Here is a 17,534-nt window from a genome sequence, read left to right on the forward strand (position 1 = left end):
CTGCTGCTGATGCTGTTGCCCGTCTTCGTCGTGCCCGTGACGCGGGCGGGAGCACTCGCGGCAGTCGCGCAGAGCTCTCGCCCTGCTGCCGTTGTTCCACGAAGCCTCCTGTCCCTACGGGAGGTTGGCGTGTCAGCAGCAGACCGAGAGGCCGGCCGCTCTGCCCCGCTCCTCACCGGCGCACCAGGGTCGCCCTCGTTCCGGACTCCGCTCCTGACGGCGGCCGGGCCGCAGCCTGTTCGGATCTCGGCAGGTGTCAATGGCCGTCCGCCGGCGGCAGGTCCTGCTCGGTCCAGATGGTCTTGCCGGTGGGCGTGTAGCGCGTGCCCCAGTGGTGGGTCATCTGGGCGATGATGAACAGGCCCCGGCCTCCCTCGTCATCGCTCGCGGCGTACCGCAGATTGGGCGCCGTGTGGCCGGTGTCGGAGACTTCACAGATCAGCGTCCGGTCGCGGATCAGGCGTACCTGGGTCGAGCCGCCGACGTAGCGGATGGAGTTGGTGACCAGTTCGCTGACGATGAGCTCGCTGGTGAACGTCAGGTCGTCCAGCCCCCAGTCGCGGAGCTGCTTGCTGACGGCGGCGCGGATGGTGGCCACCGCCGCCGGGTCCGGGGGCAGTTCCCACTGGGTGAACTGGTTCCGGTCGAGCAGGCGTGTGCGGGCCACGAGCAGCGTCGCGTCCTCGTCCACCGCCCCGGGCAGCAGGGTGGTCACCGCCCGGTCGCACAGCTCCTCCAAGGACCTTCGGTCGCCGGCGAGGACATCGGACAGCTGCGCGAGCCCGGCGTCACGGCCGTCGGCTGCCTGGAGGAGGCCGCCCGTGAAGAGGGCGACGAGACTGCCCGGCGCAAGCTCCAGTTCCGTGCTCTGGTAGGGCAGGCCACCGATTCCCAGCGGCTGTCCGGGCGGCAGCTCCGGATAGTCGACGACGCCCGTGTGCGGTTCGACGACCGCCAGCACCGACTCCCCGGCCCGCGCCAGGCTGCACTTCCCCGAGACGGGGTCGTACACCGCGTACAGGCAGGTCACGCCCAGGGCCGCGTCGGTCTGCGGCCGTCGGTGACCCGGGCCATGGCCCGGGCCGCGCTCGTGCGCGGTCTGCTCGACCAGGTCGTCCAGGCGGGACAGGAGCTCGTCCGGGCTCAGGTCCAGCCGGGCCAGGACGCGCACGCCCGTGCTCAAGCGTCCCATGGTGGCCGCGGCGCGCAGGCCATGACCGAGCACGTCCCCGACGACCAGGCCGACCCGGGTGCCCGACAGGGGGATGAGGTCGTACCAGTCGCCGCCCACCCCGGACCCGCTGTCGGCGGGCAGATAGCGGCTCGCCGAGTCGACGGCGGCGTGCGGCGGCAGGTGGCGCGGAAGCAGGCTCCGCTGGAGTTTGAGGGCCACGGTGTGGCCACGGGTGACCACCGGCATCAGCAAGAAACCGATCAGCAGGGCGCCCAGGCCCAGGACGGTGACCCCGCTGGTCGGCCCGATCAGTGGCAGGTCGACGCTGGTCGAGCCGTACCGCGGGTTCGCGTAGACGACGAAGGTGGCATACACGAACAGCAGGAGCATGATGAGCCCGCCGAGCGCCGGGAACACGCCCTTGAAGACCATGTCCCTGACGCTGCGGGTGAGGACCTTGCGGTAGTACCAGAGGCAGGCGAAACCGGTCACTCCGTACTGGAACGCGATCGCGAGCCCGACCGAGTCGATCGAGTCGGCCACGATGTTCTGGCTGAACGACGTCAGCAGGACCAGCAGGGCAATCGAAACCGCTCCCATGCCGATGGTCCCCCAGGTCGGGGTGAGAAACCTGCGGTGGATCCGGGCGAACCGGGCGGGGAGGGCCTTGTGGACCGCCATGGAGAAGACCGTCCTGGCCAGGGGCAGGATGGTGGTCTGGGCGGAGGCCAGCGCCGAGGTCAGCACCATCAGGATCAGCAGTCTCGACAGGACCAGCCCCGTCTCGTGGCTCCCGAACACGGCATCGCCCAGCCCGGAGAACACGTCGTCCGAGTTGTTCGGGTTGCCGAGCCCGATGCCCGAGGTGCCGACGCCCGCGAACGCCTGCGCCGACGTGGACACCAGCCCGTACATGACCAGGAGCAGCACGGTGGCGAGGACTGCGGCGCGCCCGGGGATGCGCGTGCTGTCGACGGTCTCCTCGTTGACCGCGAAGGCGGTGTCCCATCCCCAGTAGAGGAAGACGCCCGCGAGGACACCCGAGGTCAGGGCCCGTGCCGAGGACACCTCGAAGGGGTTGAACCAGGAGGCGGAGACGTGGATCGCCGTCGCGGGAGGACTGCTGTAGACCCTGACCAGCGCGGCGACGGCGAACAGGATCAGCATCAGCACTTCCAGGCACAGCAGCCAGCGCTGCACGGCCGCCGAGAGCTCGATGCCGACGTAGCAGATCGCGGTCAGCACGGCGATCCAGACGATGCCCGCCACGGTGGTCCACAGGCGGCTCTCCCCCAGTTCGTCCAGGCCCACCAGCCGGAAGCCGTAGACACCGGCGATCTCGGCGAGGTTCACCATGACGATGATGTCGGCGACGACGATGCCCCAGCCGCCCATCCAGCCGGTGCGCGGCCCGAAGGCGCGGGTGGCCCAGGTGAAGGTGGTGCCGCAGTCGGCGTTGCTCGCGTTGAGCTCCCGGAAGGCGTACGCGACCAGCAGCATCGGGATGAAGGCCAGCATGGTGACGATCGGGGCCTGCAGCCCGACCCCGGCCACGATGATGCCCAGCGTGGCGGCGACGCTGTACGCCGGGCCGGTGGAGGCCAGGCCCATGACCACCGAGGAAAACATGCCCAGGGCGTTGCTCTTGAGCCCCTTCCGGCCGGCCCCCGTCCCGGGGGCGGGGCGGCCGGCGGACTCGGTGCCGCCAAAGTGCCTCACACTTGATTCCAACGCCGGGCCGCTTCCCTCCGCAACAGCGCGGGGCAGCACGAATGCCACCGGTCACAGAAGGTGCTCAGTCGTCTCCGAGTGCGCCCACCGCACACCGACTCGCCTCGAAGCCGCCGCACACCACTGAGCCCCCTCCGCATCAGGAAGGGGCTCGGACGGGTCACATGACCAGGGCTTCCATCACCTGATCGAGCGCGTCACCCACCTCGACTGTGAGGCGACCGCTCCGGCCACGGGGCCGCGCCGAGTGCTGCGGAGGATCCGAGCGCGGCCCGTCAGCGAGACCGACGGGCGTTGAGCCGGGCGGCCTGGCGCGTCAGGTGGTCGCGCTCCGCGAGGTTGGGTGCCTTTTGTGCCGCCTCGGCGTACAGCCGTGCCGCCGTCTCCAGGTCGCCGTCGCGCTCGTGGAGGTACGCCGCCACCGCGGCGTGGCGGGGCAGTGAGTCGTCCAGCGCCGCGAGCGCCGCCAGACCGGCGCGCGGTCCATCGGCCTCGCCGACGGCCACCGCGCGGTTGAGCCGGACGACCGGGCTGCCGGTCAGGCGCGCGAGCTCGTCGTACCACTCGACGATCTGCACCCAGTCGGTCTCCTCGGCGGTGGGAGCGTCGGCGTGGAGTGCCGCGATGGCGGCCTGGGCCTGGAACTCGCCCAGCCGGTCGCGAGCGAGGGCCGCCTGCAGGATCTCGACGCCCTCGGCGATCGACTCGGTGTCCCACCGGCCGCGGTCCTGCTCGACGAGCGGCACCAGGCTGCCGTCGGACGCGGTCCGGGCGGCGCGCCGGGCGTGGTGGAGCAGCATGAGGGCGAGCAGCCCCGCCACCTCGGGGTGGTCGATCGCGGCCGCGAGCTGCCGGGTGAGCCGGATGGCCTCGGCGGCGAGGTCGACGTCGCCGGAGTAGCCCTCGTTGAAGACCAGGTAGAGGACGCGCAGCACGGTGGCGACGTCGCCGGACTGGTCGAACCGCACGCCGGAGACGGTGCGCTTGGCCCGGCTGATGCGCTGCGCCATGGTCGCCTCGGGCACCAGGTAGGCCTGGGCGATCTGGCGGGTGGTCAGCCCGCCGACGGCGCGCAGCGTGAGCGCGACCGCGGACGACGGCGTCAGCGACGGGTGGGCGCACAGGAAGTAGAGCTGGAGCGTGTCGTCCACCGCGGACGCGGGCCCGGGCACCGGCTCCTCCTCGACGAGGTCCTCACGCCGGCGGCGGGCGGCGTCCGCCCGGGTCGCGTCGAGGAACCGGTGCCAGGCCACGGTGACCAGCCAGCCCTTCGGGTCCCGCGGCGGCTCGGCCGGCCAGCCGCGGACCGCCTTGACCAGCGCGTCCTGCACGGCGTCCTCGGCCGCCGCGAAGTCGGCTCCGCGGCGGACGAGGATCGCGAGCACGCTCGGTGTGAGGCTCCGGAGCAGGGCCTCGTCCATCGATGAGGTCACTCCGTGATCGTGGGCGGCGCGGCCAGGAACGGGCGCAGCTCGAGCCACTCGTGGATCGGCTTCCCGCCCGCCCCAGGGGCGGCCGACAGTTCCCCGGCCAGCTCGACGGCGCGCTCGTAGCTGTCGACGTCGATCACCATCCAGCCGGCGATGACGTCCTTGGTCTCGGCGAACGGGCCGTCGGTGACCGGCGGGCGGCCCTCACCGTCGTACCGGACCCACGTGCCCTCGGGGGCCAGCGCCTGACCGTCGACGAACTCGCCGGTCTCCTCGAGCCGGGCCGCGAAGTCGTTCATGTACTGCACGTGGGCCGAGATCTCCTCCGGCGTCCACTGGTCCATCGGCACGTCGTTGACGGCAGCCGGAGCGCCACGGTAGTGCTTGAGCAGCAAGTACTTGGCCATCGTGCTTCTCCTCTGTACTGGTGCGACCCATCTTGGTCACCTTCACCCCGGGGACGGAGCCAGTCACGGGTTCTCGACATCGCCGACCGAACTTTTTTGGCTCTCGTCGACGAGCCCGGGTGAGCCGTCTCGTGGTGTCCGGGTCCACGGCGTGGCGCGAGGGCGAAACGGAACGAAGCCTTCCAACGGAACGAGGCCTTCCAAGGGCCACAGCCGGCACGTCCAGGCCCCTGCCCGATGCCCCATCCTCCGGCACGCCGGTGCGGGTGCAGACGCCGTGGGCACAAGGACGACCCACTCCACCGGGTCCGCCGCACCCTGCTCACCCGTGTTTCGTCCTCGCTCGCCCCTGCGAGGGCCTCAACCAACCGAACCAGTGCCTCGCTCACCCCGGTGCGGCGTGCCCGCCCGCAGCCGGCGCCGCGTTCTTGACCGTAAGAGGCAGCAGCTTCTTGCCCGTCGGGCCGATTTGGATGTGCGTGTCCGCAGGCAGCCACTCGCAACCGCCCAGACGCTCTTGGAGGAGTTGAGGAGGGTGGAGGCCCTCTGTCGCCTTCCTGAGCCTCCCTACCAGTGACGATGCCTGGTTTGGGCATCCTGCTGCCTCGTCGGCTTGCGACCGATGAGTTCCGGAGCCCGGTGGGGTCTACCTCTGCACAAGCGAAAGCTGCGCATGAGCTCTGTGAGGGGACCATGACCACCCACGTGCTACCACCCGTCGTCGACGCCGCAACTTGGGAGCGCCGGCTCGAGACACTGCGTGCCCGGGAGAAGGCCGCGACGCGGGAGCTTGACGCCATCGCCGCCGAGCGTCGTCGCCTGCCGATGGTCGAGATGCCCGACTACTCCCTCGAGGGCGAGGACGGCCTCGTTCGGCTGGCGGACGTCTTCGAAGGCAAGAGGCAACTGATCGTCTACAACCACATGTGGTTCGCCGGCCAGGAATGGCAGTGCCCGGGCTGCACGGGGTTCACCTCGCAGTACACCCGCCTGGAGTTCCTGGACAACTACGATGCGCGATTCGTCGTCGTCACCCAGGGCCCGATCAAAGAGGCACTCGCCTACAAGCGGCGGGTCGGCAACCGGATGCCGTGGTACTCGACTGCCAACAGCTCATTCGGGGCCCACGTCGGCGCACCGCCCGACGGAGGATTCGCGGTCAACGTGTTCCTGCGCGACGGCGACACCGTCTATCGCACCTGGCACACCAACGGTCGGGGTACCGAGCAGCTCAGTCACACCTTCGCGCTGATCGATGTCCTACCGTACGGGCGGCAGGAGGAATGGCAGGACTCGCCCGAAGGCTGGCCTCAGTCGCCCACCTACAGCCGGTGGGCGACGTCCAAGGACATCGCTGCGCTCTACGGCTCGGGCTCTGGCGGCGGCTGAACTGATCACGGCCCCGTGAGCGGGCGAACTCGGTGATGCTGCCGGTGCACGACGGGGAGACCATCGCCCGGCGTCGCTGACGCCCAGCATGTGGGTGCCGCTATGGATGGCTGCTGGGGTTTCAGTTGCGGTTGTTGACAACTCAGCCGCGGTTACAGGACCCACCAGCGCCAGACTCACGGACTCCATGCCAGCGGGCCCCCTCCCCATCGGGAAGGGGGCTGGGGCTCTACCGATCGCACAACCGCCCACAAGACTGGAACGACCTCAGACCCACTCCACCTCGGACACGATCTGCAAGGCGCGTCCAGGGCCCGGCAACGGCGTCCGAGAGGCGGTCGCCGACACCTGGGAGCGAGGATACGAAGCGCCAACAGCGGCCGGCGCAGCGGCCGCCGCGTCCTCACTCATCTCCGCCAGGACCTCGGTCACCCCTTCGAGCGCCTCGCCCACCTCGGTGCGCGTGACCACTCGAAGCCGGCGTCGGACCTGCGTTCTTGACCGTCAGAGACAGCAATATCCGTCTTGATCCGGCTCCGTTCTGGGCGGGGGTCCTCAGCGGCTGAAGGTGCCCAGTCCGTTGGCGTTGAGGTGCTCGATGGTGACGCTCGTGGCCTTGCCGGAGTGGGTGTGGAAAGTGACACCGGACAGGCCGACGGCCTTCTCGCCCTGTGTCTGGTAGCTGAAAGTGTCACCCGTGTACTGTCTCAAGGGGAACGACATCTTTTGCGGGCCCAGCGTCATGCTCAGGTTGCCGCTGTTGTCGCTGGCAACGGTGACCGGTCCGTAGTACTCGTTCGCATAGGTGCCCGTATAGACGTCGTCGGCCTTGGCCGGTGTGGCGTTGGCGGGCGGCTTGGCGTAGTTCGTCGGGGAGATGCCCGTGTAGGCGGCGGCCTGCACCACTTTCCTGTAGAAGGCCAGCCAGTCAACTGTCTGCTTTCCATTTTGGGCGATGTCGAAGAACGCGGCGGCTACCGCCTCGGGCACGCCGATGGGTTGTCCGTTAGTCAGCACTACGATCCCGAGCCGACCCGGATGCCGGCGTTGACTCCCCGAGTCGAGGTCGATCACGACCCTGCTCCTGCATGAGATTGATGCGGAAGCGGACGGAGCGGTCCCGAGGTCGATGGAGTGGCGTAATACGACGCCCAGCCGCGGCGACAACCGAAGAGAGCCGCGAGTGCGGCTCTCTTCGGTTGTTGCCTTGAAGGACAGGGTCACGGGTCAAGGTTGCCGAACTCGTGCGTCAGGACTTCATTCGCATCCGGCGGCGTCCCCGGGGACTGCTGGACGTGCAGCACGACGTTCACGAAGTTCAGCCCGGTCTGGCGCACCGTCCAGTTGCCATTGGGGCATGCGTCGCGCGGGTTCGGAGGGGGCGGCGGAAGGAGCTTTCACGCTGAAGGTGATCTGGCCTTTGCGAGGGTTGGGGAAAGTGCTGACCGGGCCAGTCACGTCTTCCTCGACGACGGGCTGGCCAGGCGCGACGTTGCCACCCCTGTTGACGCACTCGAAGGTGGCCGTCACCTGGTCCGCCGTCAGGAAGACAAAGGTGGTGGTGCTGCCCAGTCCGGCCACCTTGCCGCTGCAAATCAGGCCAACGTTGTTCTTGTTTTCGGTGTCGCACCCTAGATTGCCGACAAAGTGTGGGCTATCGGCGATGGCTGACGGGATGTCGACCCCGAGGGCCAGCATCGTCGCGAGCGCGGTGAAAGTACACCGCATTCGCATGTACGCCTCCTTGATAGAAGGTGTGAGGTGGAGGAACGGCGTGCGCGCGCTCCGCCACGAACGATCTCCTGCCGCGAGGCGGTCGTAGCAGCAACGCGGTCAGCATCCCTCCAATGGCCGCTACAAGTGACTGAAGCGGCCTACGGACGGTGCTGAAACGGACGAGTGGGGCCGTCGGCCGACGACGGTGGTCGCGGACCATCGCCCAGCCACCTCCCCGAACAACACAACCAGGGCCATGGCCCCGCGGCCCTCCGCAGTCGCATCGGAAGGATCGAAGGTGCTGGGCCTCAAGAGGCAGCAACTTCTTGCCGGTCGGGCCGATTTGGATGTACGTGTCCATCTGGGGGCATGTGGCCACTCCTGGCTCCGCGATGCGGCGGCAGGCAGTCGTCATCCGTCACGGCACAGGGCCTCCAGCCGTTGCATTCCCTCCCGGAAGAGGCTGTCGATGTGGCGTCGGCCTGCCCGCAGGAGCAGGTGCACGGGGGTTTTAGAGTCAACGGCGAGAGTCCAGGTGACGATGGTTGCCGTGTCGGCCGAGGGTGCCAAGGTCCACTGTTCCACCAGCGCCGAGACGCCCGGGGCGTTGGCTTCGTAGGCGCAGTAGGCGAAGCGCTCGCCGGGGTCCCAGGCGATGATCCGTTCACGGGCCCGGATGGCACGGTAGAGGCGGAAGTAGCGTGTGGAGCCGTCACCGTACGGGGGTGAGCCCTCGAAGTAGACGTCGTTGGCAGGGGCGAACCAGCGGGGCCAGTTCTCCGGCTGTTCGGCGAGCTGCTCGAAGATCGCGTCAGCAGGGGCACGGAGCTTTCGGGTGCAGGTCTGCCGGAAGGGGGCGCGTGCGAGGAAGCCGAGGTCTTCGGGACGGAGCTGGTAGGACATGCTGTCTCGGCCCCTTCCGATACCGACGCGGCGGAGGCGCGCGTGATCGTTCAGGGCGCTTCCTCCTGCTCATCGTCGCCCGGCGCCGGACAGTCTTCAGCGCGGGTGCGGCCAATGGGATGAGCTGATGTTCGACAGGCCTACCTGTCACGCCTGAGAGGGGACGTCTTCTCTGGCAGGCCGTCGCCGCACGGTGCCAGGAGACAGGAAGGAGACACCAAGGATGGCCATCCCCTTCAAGGGCGTGATCCAGGAAGACATCCGGCAGTCGGTGCCGGACTGGGAGCCGTACAAACAGCCGCAGCCACCGGACGGTGCGCCGAACGTGCTGTACCTGGTGTGGGACGACATCGGCTTCGGCACCTTCGACCTCTTCGGCGGGCTGGTGGAGGCGCCGGCGATGCGCCGGCTCGCCGACATGGGGGTGAAATTCACCAACTTCCACACCACCGCGCTGTGCTCCCCGACCCGTTCGTCCCTGCTGACGGGGCGCAACGCCACCAGCAACGGCATGGCCTGCGTCGCGGAGATGACGAGCGGATTCCCCGGATCCAACGGTCGGATCCCGTTCGAGAACGCGAGTCTGGCCGAGGTGCTGGTCGAGCGCGGCTGGAACACCTACGCCCTGGGCAAGTGGCACCTCGTTCCCTCGGACGAGGCCAACCTGGCGTCCTCGAAACGGCACTGGCCGCTCGGCCGCGGATTCGAACGCTTCTACGGCTTCCTCGGCGGTGAGGCCGACCAGTATTACCCCGACCTGGTCTACGACAACCACCCGGTCGAACCGCCGTCCACCCCGGAGCAGGGCTACCACCTGTCGAAGGACCTGGCCGACCGGGCCATCCAGTTCATCCGGGAGGCCAAGGTCATCGCCCCGGAGAAGCCCTGGTTCACATATTTCTGCCCCGGCGCGGGCCATGCGCCGCACCACATCTTCAAGGAATGGGCCGACCGGTACGCCGGGAAGTTCGACGACGGGTACGAGGTCTACCGCCGTATGACGTTGCAGCGGCAGATCGAGCTGGGGATCGTGCCCGAGGGCACCGACCTCACCCCAATCAACCCGCACGGCGAGCCGGAGGCCACCGGCCCCTCGGGGCAGCCGTGGCCGCTCACCGACTTCGTGCACCCGTGGGAGTCGCTGAGCGACGAAGAGAAGCGCCTGTTCGCCCGGATGGCCGAGGTCTTCGCCGGGTTCGTCTCCTACACCGACGCGCAGATCGGTCGCCTGCTGGACTATCTGGAAGAGTCCGGGCAGCTGGAGAACACCATCATCGTCGCGGTCTCGGACAACGGTGCCAGCGCCGAGGGCGGGCCGAACGGCTCGATGAACGAGATGAACTTCTTCAACGGCGTGCCCGACGACATGGCGGAGAACCTGCGTCATCTCGATGAGATGGGCAGTCCGAAGACCTACAACCACTACCCGAGCGGGTGGGCGTGGGCGTTCAACGCCCCGTTCAAGTACTGGAAGCGGTGGGTGTCGTACGAGGGCGGTATCGCCGACCCGATGATCGTCGCCTGGCCCAAGGGCATCAAGCACAGGGGCGAGACCCGCCACCAGTACGTGCACGCCATCGACATTGTCCCGACGATCTACGACCTGATGGGCATCCAGCCTCCGGCCGTCGTCAAGGGCTTCGAACAGAGCCCGATCGAGGGCGCCAGCTTCCGCAAGGTGATCGAGGACGCGCAGGCGCCCGACCCCCGGCAGACGCAGTTCTACACGATGCTCGGTACGCGAGGCATCTGGCACGACGGCTGGCACGCCGCGACCGCTCATCCGCCGGCACCGTCCAACTGGAGCCACTTCGAGGAGGACGTATGGGAGCTGTACAACCTGCGTGAGGACCGCTCCGAGAACCGGGATCTGGCCGCACAGCACCCCGAGAAACTCGAAGAACTCAAGCGTCTGTGGTCGGCGGAGGCCGAGAAGTACCACGGGCTGCCGCTGGACGACCGCAGCCCCATGGAGATCCTGAACACGCCCCGGCCTCAGCTCTCCAAGCCCCGTGACCGGTACGTCTACTACCCCGGCTGCGCTGGCGTCCCCGAGGTTGTGGCTGTGAACATCCGCGGCCGGTCCTACACCATCTTCGCCGACATCCGTACGGACACGCCCGAGGCCCGCGGCGTGCTCTTCTCCCACGGCGGGCGCTTCGGCGGCCACAGCCTGTACCTGAAGGACGGGCACCTGCACTACGTCTACAACTGGCTCGGCCGCATGGAACAGAAGGTCAGCTCACCGGAGCCGGTCAGCCCCGGGGACCACACGTTCTCGGCGGTGTTCCGGGCCGGCAAACGTGACCAGCAGGGCAGTACGCACGGGACCCTCGCCCTCTACATGGACGACCGCCAGGTCGCCCAATCCGACATCCAGACCCAGCCCGGCAACTTCTCCCTTGTCGGAGAGGGTCTAGCCGTCGGCCGCGACGGCGGCCAGCCGGTCTCCAGCGACTACGAGACGCCGTTCGAGTTCCTCGGCGGTACGATCCGTCAGGTGGTGGTCGACGTCAGCGGAGAAGCCTTCTCGGATGTGGAGAAGGAACTGATCGGCATGTTCCACCGCGACTGATAGGGGTTTGCGTGCCGCCCCCGCCGACGCCGGGTCCCTCAACGAACGTTGCGGGACCCGGCGTCGGTGGCACAGCGGAAGCCCTGGTGCCCGGTGCTGCTGTCCGGAGTACTGGCGCTGCGGCCGGCCACCCGATACCGGCGGCAGTAGGAGACGTGGCACAGATACGAGCCGCCACGGATCACGCGGCTCGTCCCGAAAGCGGGGCCGCCGGGGTTCTCCCGAGGGCTGCGGGCGTAGTAGTCCGGTGCGTACCAGTCGGCGCACCACTCCCATACGTTGCCGCACGCGTTGTACAGGCCGTGGCCACTGGGTGGGTAGGCGGTCACCGGGGCCGTGCCGTACCAGCCGTCGGGCCGTGTGTGGTGGTCGGGGAAGCGGCCTTGCCACACGTTCATCCGGCGTTCGCCGCCCGGCTCCAGGTCGTCTCCCCAGGGGAAGGCGGCCTGCTCCAGGCCGCCGCGAGCCGCGTACTCCCACTCCGCCTCGGTCGGCAGGCGCTTGCCGGCCCACGCGGCGTATGCCGAGGCGTCGTTCCATGAGACGTGCACCACCGGGTGGTCGGCGCGGTCTGCGAGGTCCGAGCCCGGCCCCTCGGGGTGGCGCCAGCAAGAACCGTGCACCTGCCGCCACCAGGGGGCCCCAGCAACGGCCCGGGTGTCGGGGAAGCCGGGTGGCAGGAGCCCGGCGAAGACGAACGACCAGCCGTACCGCTCCGCCTCCGTCACGTATCCCGTGGCAGCGCTGAATGCTCCGAAGTCGGCATTGGAGACAGCGCACCGGTCGATCCAGTACGGGCCCACGGACACCTCGTGGACAGGGCCCTCGCCGTCACCGGGGACCGCCCATCGGTCCTGGGACCCCATCAGAAAGGTGGCCGCCCCCAGATGCACCATGCCCGCCAGATCCGCGCTGTCTCCGTCGGCGGACACCCACGCGGATACGGCCGGCGACGCGTCGGCATCCGTCGCCAGGGCAGGACCCGGCCGCGAAGGGCCGCAGCAGACGGAGCGCACTTCACTGTCCGACGTCATTCCGGCCTCCAAAGGGACGTGACTGCTCTGCACGCGATTCTGGGCCAGCTGCTGAACTGTCCGAACGACGACACGGCGCCGGGCGGACCCACAACGGCAGCGATGGTCAGCTCGCTCGCAGCGTGGCGTAGGCCTCGCCTACGGTGGGAAAGACGCGCAGCCGCCGCGTGGCGCCGGACGCATAGGCGTTGGCACGTAGTACGGCCAGGACCGATTCCCGCGGGCGGGCGAGCACCAGCTCGCAGTGGCGTTCCCTCAGGTCGACGGTGAGCTGCGCCAGAATCTCCGCGGCGGTGGCGTCCACATGGAACACCGCTTCGGCGTCCAGGACCACATACCGCGGGAAGGGCGACCGGGCTGCCGCCAGGCTCAGGATCTTCTCTTGGACGCGGCCGGCATTGGCGAAGAACAGCGGCGCATCCACCCGGTACATCAGCACATCCGCGTCGGTGGGCTCGTCCGGAGCGACCTCGCGAGTCCTCCCGTCGGCGGTGACGGCGAGCATGGCGTCGTGAGGCCAGGTGACGCGGCGGAGCAGCTGCAGCAGCGCGAGGATGACGGCCACAAGCAGTCCGTGCAGCACACCGAGACCTAGCACGGCAACCATGGTGGCCAGGGCGAGCAGCGCTTCGCTGCGCCAGCCCTGCCACAGTTCCTTGAACCCGGCGACGTCGATGAGGTGCGAGGTCGAGACCATGACGACCGCGGCCAGCACCGTCTTGGGCAGCAGCCCGATGACCGGACCGGTGGTCAGCAGGCCGACGACCACGAAACCGGCGCCCGCCAGCTGGTACAGCTGCGAGTGTGCTCCCGCGCTCCGGGCGGAGAGGGTGCGCTGGGTGCTGGCCATCGACGCGAAGCCACCGAGGAAGCCGACAGCCGCGCTTGCTGCTCCCATGGCGACCGACTCTCTGACCAGGGAGACCCGCCCCTCCGATGCCCCTGCCCTGCGCAGCGCGGCCACGTCCTCGATCGAGGCGATCATGGCCATGCCGGCCGCGGCCGGCAGCAGCGCCCACACATCTCCCGCAGTCACGTCCGGCCAGGTCGGCGCAGGCAGGCCACCGGAGATACCACCGGTCAACGCCACGCCATGGCCCCCCAGGTCCACTGCGGCCGACACGATGACGGCGACCACACACACAACCGGTGTGGGGGGCACTGCGCGCAGCGCGGGCACAGCCTGCAAGGCCTTCTTGAGCACAATGAGCGCGACCAGCGAAGACACTCCCACGACGGCGGTCACCACGTGTGTCTGCTCCAGATGCGTGAGCACCTGCCACAGCTTCACCATCGGACGGTTGCTGTGGGTGGGAACGCCGAGCAGCGTGCCCACCTGGCCGGCCATGACCTGCACGGCCGTGCCCGCCAGATACCCGAGCACCACCGGCCCCGACATGAAGGTGGCGAGCCCCCGCAACCGCCCCGGGAGCAGCGCCAGGCACGCGCTCAGTGCAATCGTCCGATGGGCGTCCCCGCTGGCCCGGCCGCTCACCGCCGCGAACGTCATGATCGCCATGGTCGACGACGGTCCGACCGCTACCAGTCGACTGGAGGTGAACAGGGCAAACACCACCATCGCTCCCACCGCGGTGTACAGACCGGCGACCGGATGCAGACCCGCCACCTGCCCGTACCCCAGGCCCTGCGGCACCAGCGTCACCGCGATTGCGAACCCGGCCACGACGTCTCCCCGCACGCCATGCCACGAATAGCGCCGTAACTGCCCCAAGAGCGGTACCGCCAAGGACACCCGACGCCCTTTTACTGTCACCGCGCCATTGTCGGGAGCTCAAACCATCTACAAGCGGATGAATCGCATGACATCCACATGTTTCGCCGCCACGGTCCATGGATGGCGGCATACCCCTGCCGACAGCCGACTTCGACGGTCAGAACCGATTGAACGGCTTCCCGTGGGCGCATCCGGCAGGTGAGTTGTTGCCACTCACATCGAAGTCGGAGCAGGTGAGGAAGAGATAGTTGAACTTCCCCAGCAGAAAGGCCAGAACGCCGATCGCGACCGTGACGGCGACCGCGCCCAGACGCTGAAGCAGCGGGAGTGCAGCGTAGTCGGAGACCAGAATCCGCGAGAGCAGCCATGTCAGCATCGGGGCGCCCACCAGGGAGAGAGCCGCCTCGAAGTAATGAAGGTAAGGAAACCCATGGCCCCTCGGCGCAACGATGGCCAGGATGATCCAGACCGAGGGGAGGGACAACGCGATCCACCCACCCCAGGGCAGCGCACCCCTGCTGCGAAAGACCACGCCCGAGAGCAGGACCGAGGTGGCCACCGCCCAGAGGGCAAGCACATTGTCGAAGAAAACGGCGTTGTACGCACCCAGGGTGAAAGCGGGCCACCAGATGACGAGCGTTCCTCCCACGGCGGCGGTCGCCATGCCCCGCAGGCGTGGGTCGATCTCTTGCAGATTTCGTGGCCGCCTCGAGTTCACAGCGCGGGATGATTCCTCAGCCATGCTCACTCCGACCGCTCATCACAAGCCGCCAGGACGAGCCACTCACATCCTCCGCGCAGCGTGCACCCAGTATCTTCGGCAAAATATGCAAGGACTTTCCCCTTGCGACAACTCGCCACTCCGATAGAGCGCGTCGGCAGAGCACGGTGTGCGTCCCCCATGACGAGGGCGCACACCGCACTTTCAGTGGGCCGGATCAGTAGCCACCATGGTTCCCACCAGGGTCGCCACCGTGGTCGAAGCCGCCGTTGCCGTGGTCGAATCCACCATGGTCGTATCCGCCGTGGTCGCCATAGTTGTCGCAACCGTTGTCCCACCAGTCACCGCAGTCGTTGTTGAAGTGGTGGGAGTAGGAGGAGTCGTGAGCCGGGGTGGCCGCCTCGCGACCCGTACGACGTCCTCGCGGAACTCTTCCGGATAAGGCTTGGGCACAGCGACATCCTTCCCACCGGCCCCACAGGGCAAGCCAGTTCAGATGTCACCCGATCGTGCACCAGACCCGTTTGCCCTGAGAGCGTCAACGATCACCGCCAGACACCAACGAGCCCCCTCCCTGGCGGGGAAGGGGCTCCACTAGTCACCGCAACCAAGCCGGAATCGGGCCCTCAGACCCACTCCACCTCGGAGACGATCTTCGAGGCGCCTCCAGGGCCCCGCAGCGGCGTCCGGGAGGAGGCCGACGGCGCAGGCTGCCGAGGACGCGAAGCACCGACTGCAGCGAGCGCAGCGGCCACTTCGTCCTCCCTCATCCCCGCCAGGACCTCAACCACCCGAACGAGTGACTCGCTCACCTCAGTGGGCGTGACCGCTCGAAGCAGGCGCCGATGCGGAGTTCTTGACCGTCAGAGGCAGCAGCTTCTTGCCCGTCGGACCGATTTGGATGTGCGTGTCCATCTGCGGGCATATGGACACAGTTGCAAAACCAGCTCTAGCCTTCCTGGCATGGGAAAACACTCACGCAGCCGCACCGCGGCCGAGCAGAAGGCGTACGACGTCGAGGCAGAGTGGACCGCAACCGATCTGGCCCTGCTGGAAGAGCTGAAGCGGGCTGAAGCGTTGCTGCCCGAAGACGCCCCGAGGGCACTGTTATCCGTCCGGCTCTCCGTGCTCACGGAGGACACGACATCGCCCGTACGCCAGGAACTCGATCTGCGCATGCTGGCCAGGGAGAAGGGGTGCCGAGTCGTTGGCGTAGCCAGTGACCTGAACGTCAGCGCAACGAAGGTTCCGCCCTGGAAGCGCAAGCAACTCGGCGACTGGCTCAACAACCGCGTGCCAGAGTTCGACGTTCTCCTGTTCTGGAAGCTCGACAGGTTCGTACGCCGACTCTCGGACTTGGCGACCATGATCGACTGGTGTCTGAAGTACGAGAAGAACCTGATCTCCAAGAACGACAGCATCGATCTGACCACCACGGCCGGGAAGATCATGGTCACCATCATCGGTGGCATCGCCGAGATCGAGGCCGCGAACACCAGCACCCGCGTGGCCAGCCTCTGGGACTACGCGAAGACCCAACAAGACTGGCTCATCGGGAAGCCGGCCTACGGCTACACGACGGACGTGGACGAGAACGGGAAGGTCATCCTGGTCCACGACCCCACGGCGTACCGCGCTTTGCACTGGGCGCGCCGTATGGCGATCCGTGGAGTGTCCGCCAGGCGCATGGTCATGGTGCTCGTTCGGTCCGGGATGTGCGGCCCCGGTCTCACCGTCGCCACTCTGCTGCGCAGGCTCAGGAATCCCGCTCTCCTGGGCTACCGGGTGGAGGAGCTGAAGAACGGAGGGCAGCGCCGATCGAAACTGATCCTGGGCAATGACGGCAAGCCCATCAAGGTGGCGGAACCCATCTTCACCGAAGAAGAGTTCAACAGTCTCGGGGAAGCACTCGACAAACGGATGAAGAAGCAGCCGGCTCGCCAGCCGACTGGTGCCACCAGGTTCCTCGGTGTGCTCATCTGCGCCGAGTGCGAGACCAACATGTATGTACGAGTTACCAGGAACAACTTCGGGGTCTACCCCTACCTCCGTTGTCAGGAATGCAAGAGCGGTGGACGCGGCGCACCCAACCCCATGGCGATCTACGAGCAGCTTGTTGCAGACGTGTTGTCCGTCCTCGGAGACGAGCCGGTACAGACACGGGAGTACGCCAAGGGAGCCGAGGCGCGCAGGGAGGTTGAACGGCTAGAGGGCTCGATTGCCTACTACATGAAGGAGTTGGAGCCTGGAGGCCGGTTCACAAAGACACGATTCACCAAGGAACAGGCCGAGAAGACCTTGGACAAGCTGATTGCCGACCTTGAAGCGATCGACCCGGAGACGACACAAGACCGTTGGGTGAACGTCCACAACGGCAGGACCTTCCGGGAACGTTGGGAGGAGGGCGGGATGGAGGCCATGGGCGCGGACCTGCTTCGGGTGGGCGTGCGGTGCAAGATCACGCGGACCAAGGTGAAGGGCGTCCGCGCTCCGCACATCCACATGAAACTCATGATCCCGAGGGACGTGCGAGAGCGTCTGATCATCAAGGAAGACGACTTCGCGAAAGTCTTCTGACCCGGCACAGTCACCACAACGAACACGGCCGCCTTCCCGAGATGCACAGGGGAGGCGGCCTCTTGTCTCACTCGAACCATGACGCTGGATCGAACGGCTCTTCCGTCCCGTCGTCGTCGACAATCACTATCTCGCTCTCAAT

Annotated in this window: 12 protein-coding genes; 3 read left to right on the forward strand and 9 right to left on the reverse strand. The window is 67.7% G+C overall.

Features of this window, described 5'->3' with window-relative positions:
* Nucleotides 1-256: 256 nt before the first annotated feature.
* From OG390_RS17755 to OG390_RS17765, 3 genes are all read right to left on the reverse strand, one after another.
* Nucleotides 257-2,893, reverse strand: coding sequence for an amino acid permease (locus OG390_RS17755; RefSeq protein WP_406169071.1), 2,637 nt, complete (start codon nucleotides 2,891-2,893; stop codon nucleotides 257-259).
* 287 nt (nucleotides 2,894-3,180) lie between these two features.
* Nucleotides 3,181-4,326: an RNA polymerase sigma factor gene (locus tag OG390_RS17760; RefSeq protein ID WP_406177719.1), complete on the reverse strand. Its 1,146-nt coding sequence runs from the start codon at nucleotides 4,324-4,326 to the stop codon at nucleotides 3,181-3,183.
* An 8-nt stretch (nucleotides 4,327-4,334) separates the two neighbouring features.
* Entirely contained in the window at nucleotides 4,335-4,742 is a 408-nt protein-coding gene (locus tag OG390_RS17765) for a YciI family protein (protein WP_406169073.1), read from the reverse strand.
* Between the two features lie 693 nt (nucleotides 4,743-5,435).
* Between OG390_RS17765 and OG390_RS17770 the strand changes: the two genes are divergently transcribed.
* Complete coding sequence (locus OG390_RS17770) at nucleotides 5,436-6,131, forward strand: DUF899 domain-containing protein (protein ID WP_406169075.1); 696 nt, start codon at nucleotides 5,436-5,438, stop codon at nucleotides 6,129-6,131.
* A gap of 555 nt (nucleotides 6,132-6,686) precedes the next feature.
* Here OG390_RS17770 and OG390_RS17775 read toward each other — a convergent pair.
* The 3 genes from OG390_RS17775 to OG390_RS17785 all read right to left on the reverse strand — a co-directional run bounded on the left by OG390_RS17775 (nucleotide 6,687) and on the right by OG390_RS17785 (nucleotide 8,750).
* Nucleotides 6,687-7,205 (reverse strand): DUF3471 domain-containing protein, encoded by a 519-nt coding sequence (locus OG390_RS17775; protein WP_406169077.1) that lies wholly within the window; start codon nucleotides 7,203-7,205, stop codon nucleotides 6,687-6,689.
* 183 nt (nucleotides 7,206-7,388) lie between these two features.
* A complete protein-coding gene (locus OG390_RS17780) occupies nucleotides 7,389-7,859 on the reverse strand; it encodes a hypothetical protein (protein WP_406169079.1) in 471 nt (156 codons plus the stop codon).
* Nucleotides 7,860-8,258: 399 nt separating this feature from the next.
* Nucleotides 8,259-8,750: an SRPBCC family protein gene (locus OG390_RS17785; RefSeq protein WP_406169081.1), complete on the reverse strand. Its 492-nt coding sequence runs from the start codon at nucleotides 8,748-8,750 to the stop codon at nucleotides 8,259-8,261.
* A gap of 223 nt (nucleotides 8,751-8,973) precedes the next feature.
* Here OG390_RS17785 and OG390_RS17790 point away from each other — a divergent pair, with 223 nt between their 5' ends.
* Nucleotides 8,974-11,325, forward strand: coding sequence for a sulfatase-like hydrolase/transferase (locus OG390_RS17790; protein WP_406169083.1), 2,352 nt, complete (start codon nucleotides 8,974-8,976; stop codon nucleotides 11,323-11,325).
* 38 nt (nucleotides 11,326-11,363) lie between these two features.
* On the opposite strand, the gene OG390_RS17795 is transcribed toward OG390_RS17790, so the two are convergent.
* From OG390_RS17795 to OG390_RS17805, 3 genes are all read right to left on the reverse strand, one after another.
* Nucleotides 11,364-12,359, reverse strand: a complete 996-nt coding sequence (locus OG390_RS17795) for a formylglycine-generating enzyme family protein (RefSeq protein ID WP_406169085.1) — start codon at nucleotides 12,357-12,359, stop codon at nucleotides 11,364-11,366.
* 106 nt (nucleotides 12,360-12,465) lie between these two features.
* Entirely contained in the window at nucleotides 12,466-14,043 is a 1,578-nt protein-coding gene (locus OG390_RS17800; protein WP_406169087.1) for a SulP family inorganic anion transporter, read from the reverse strand.
* Between the two features lie 208 nt (nucleotides 14,044-14,251).
* Nucleotides 14,252-14,758 (reverse strand): hypothetical protein, encoded by a 507-nt coding sequence (locus tag OG390_RS17805; RefSeq protein ID WP_406169089.1) that lies wholly within the window; start codon nucleotides 14,756-14,758, stop codon nucleotides 14,252-14,254.
* 1,020 nt (nucleotides 14,759-15,778) lie between these two features.
* Between OG390_RS17805 and OG390_RS17810 the strand changes: the two genes are divergently transcribed.
* Nucleotides 15,779-17,392, forward strand: a complete 1,614-nt coding sequence (locus tag OG390_RS17810; protein ID WP_406169091.1) for a recombinase family protein — start codon at nucleotides 15,779-15,781, stop codon at nucleotides 17,390-17,392.
* The last annotated feature ends 142 nt before the right edge of the window (nucleotides 17,393-17,534 follow it).

The organism is Streptomyces sp. NBC_00996, assembly GCF_045162675.1.
Taxonomy (GTDB): Bacteria; Actinomycetota; Actinomycetes; order Streptomycetales; family Streptomycetaceae; genus Streptomyces.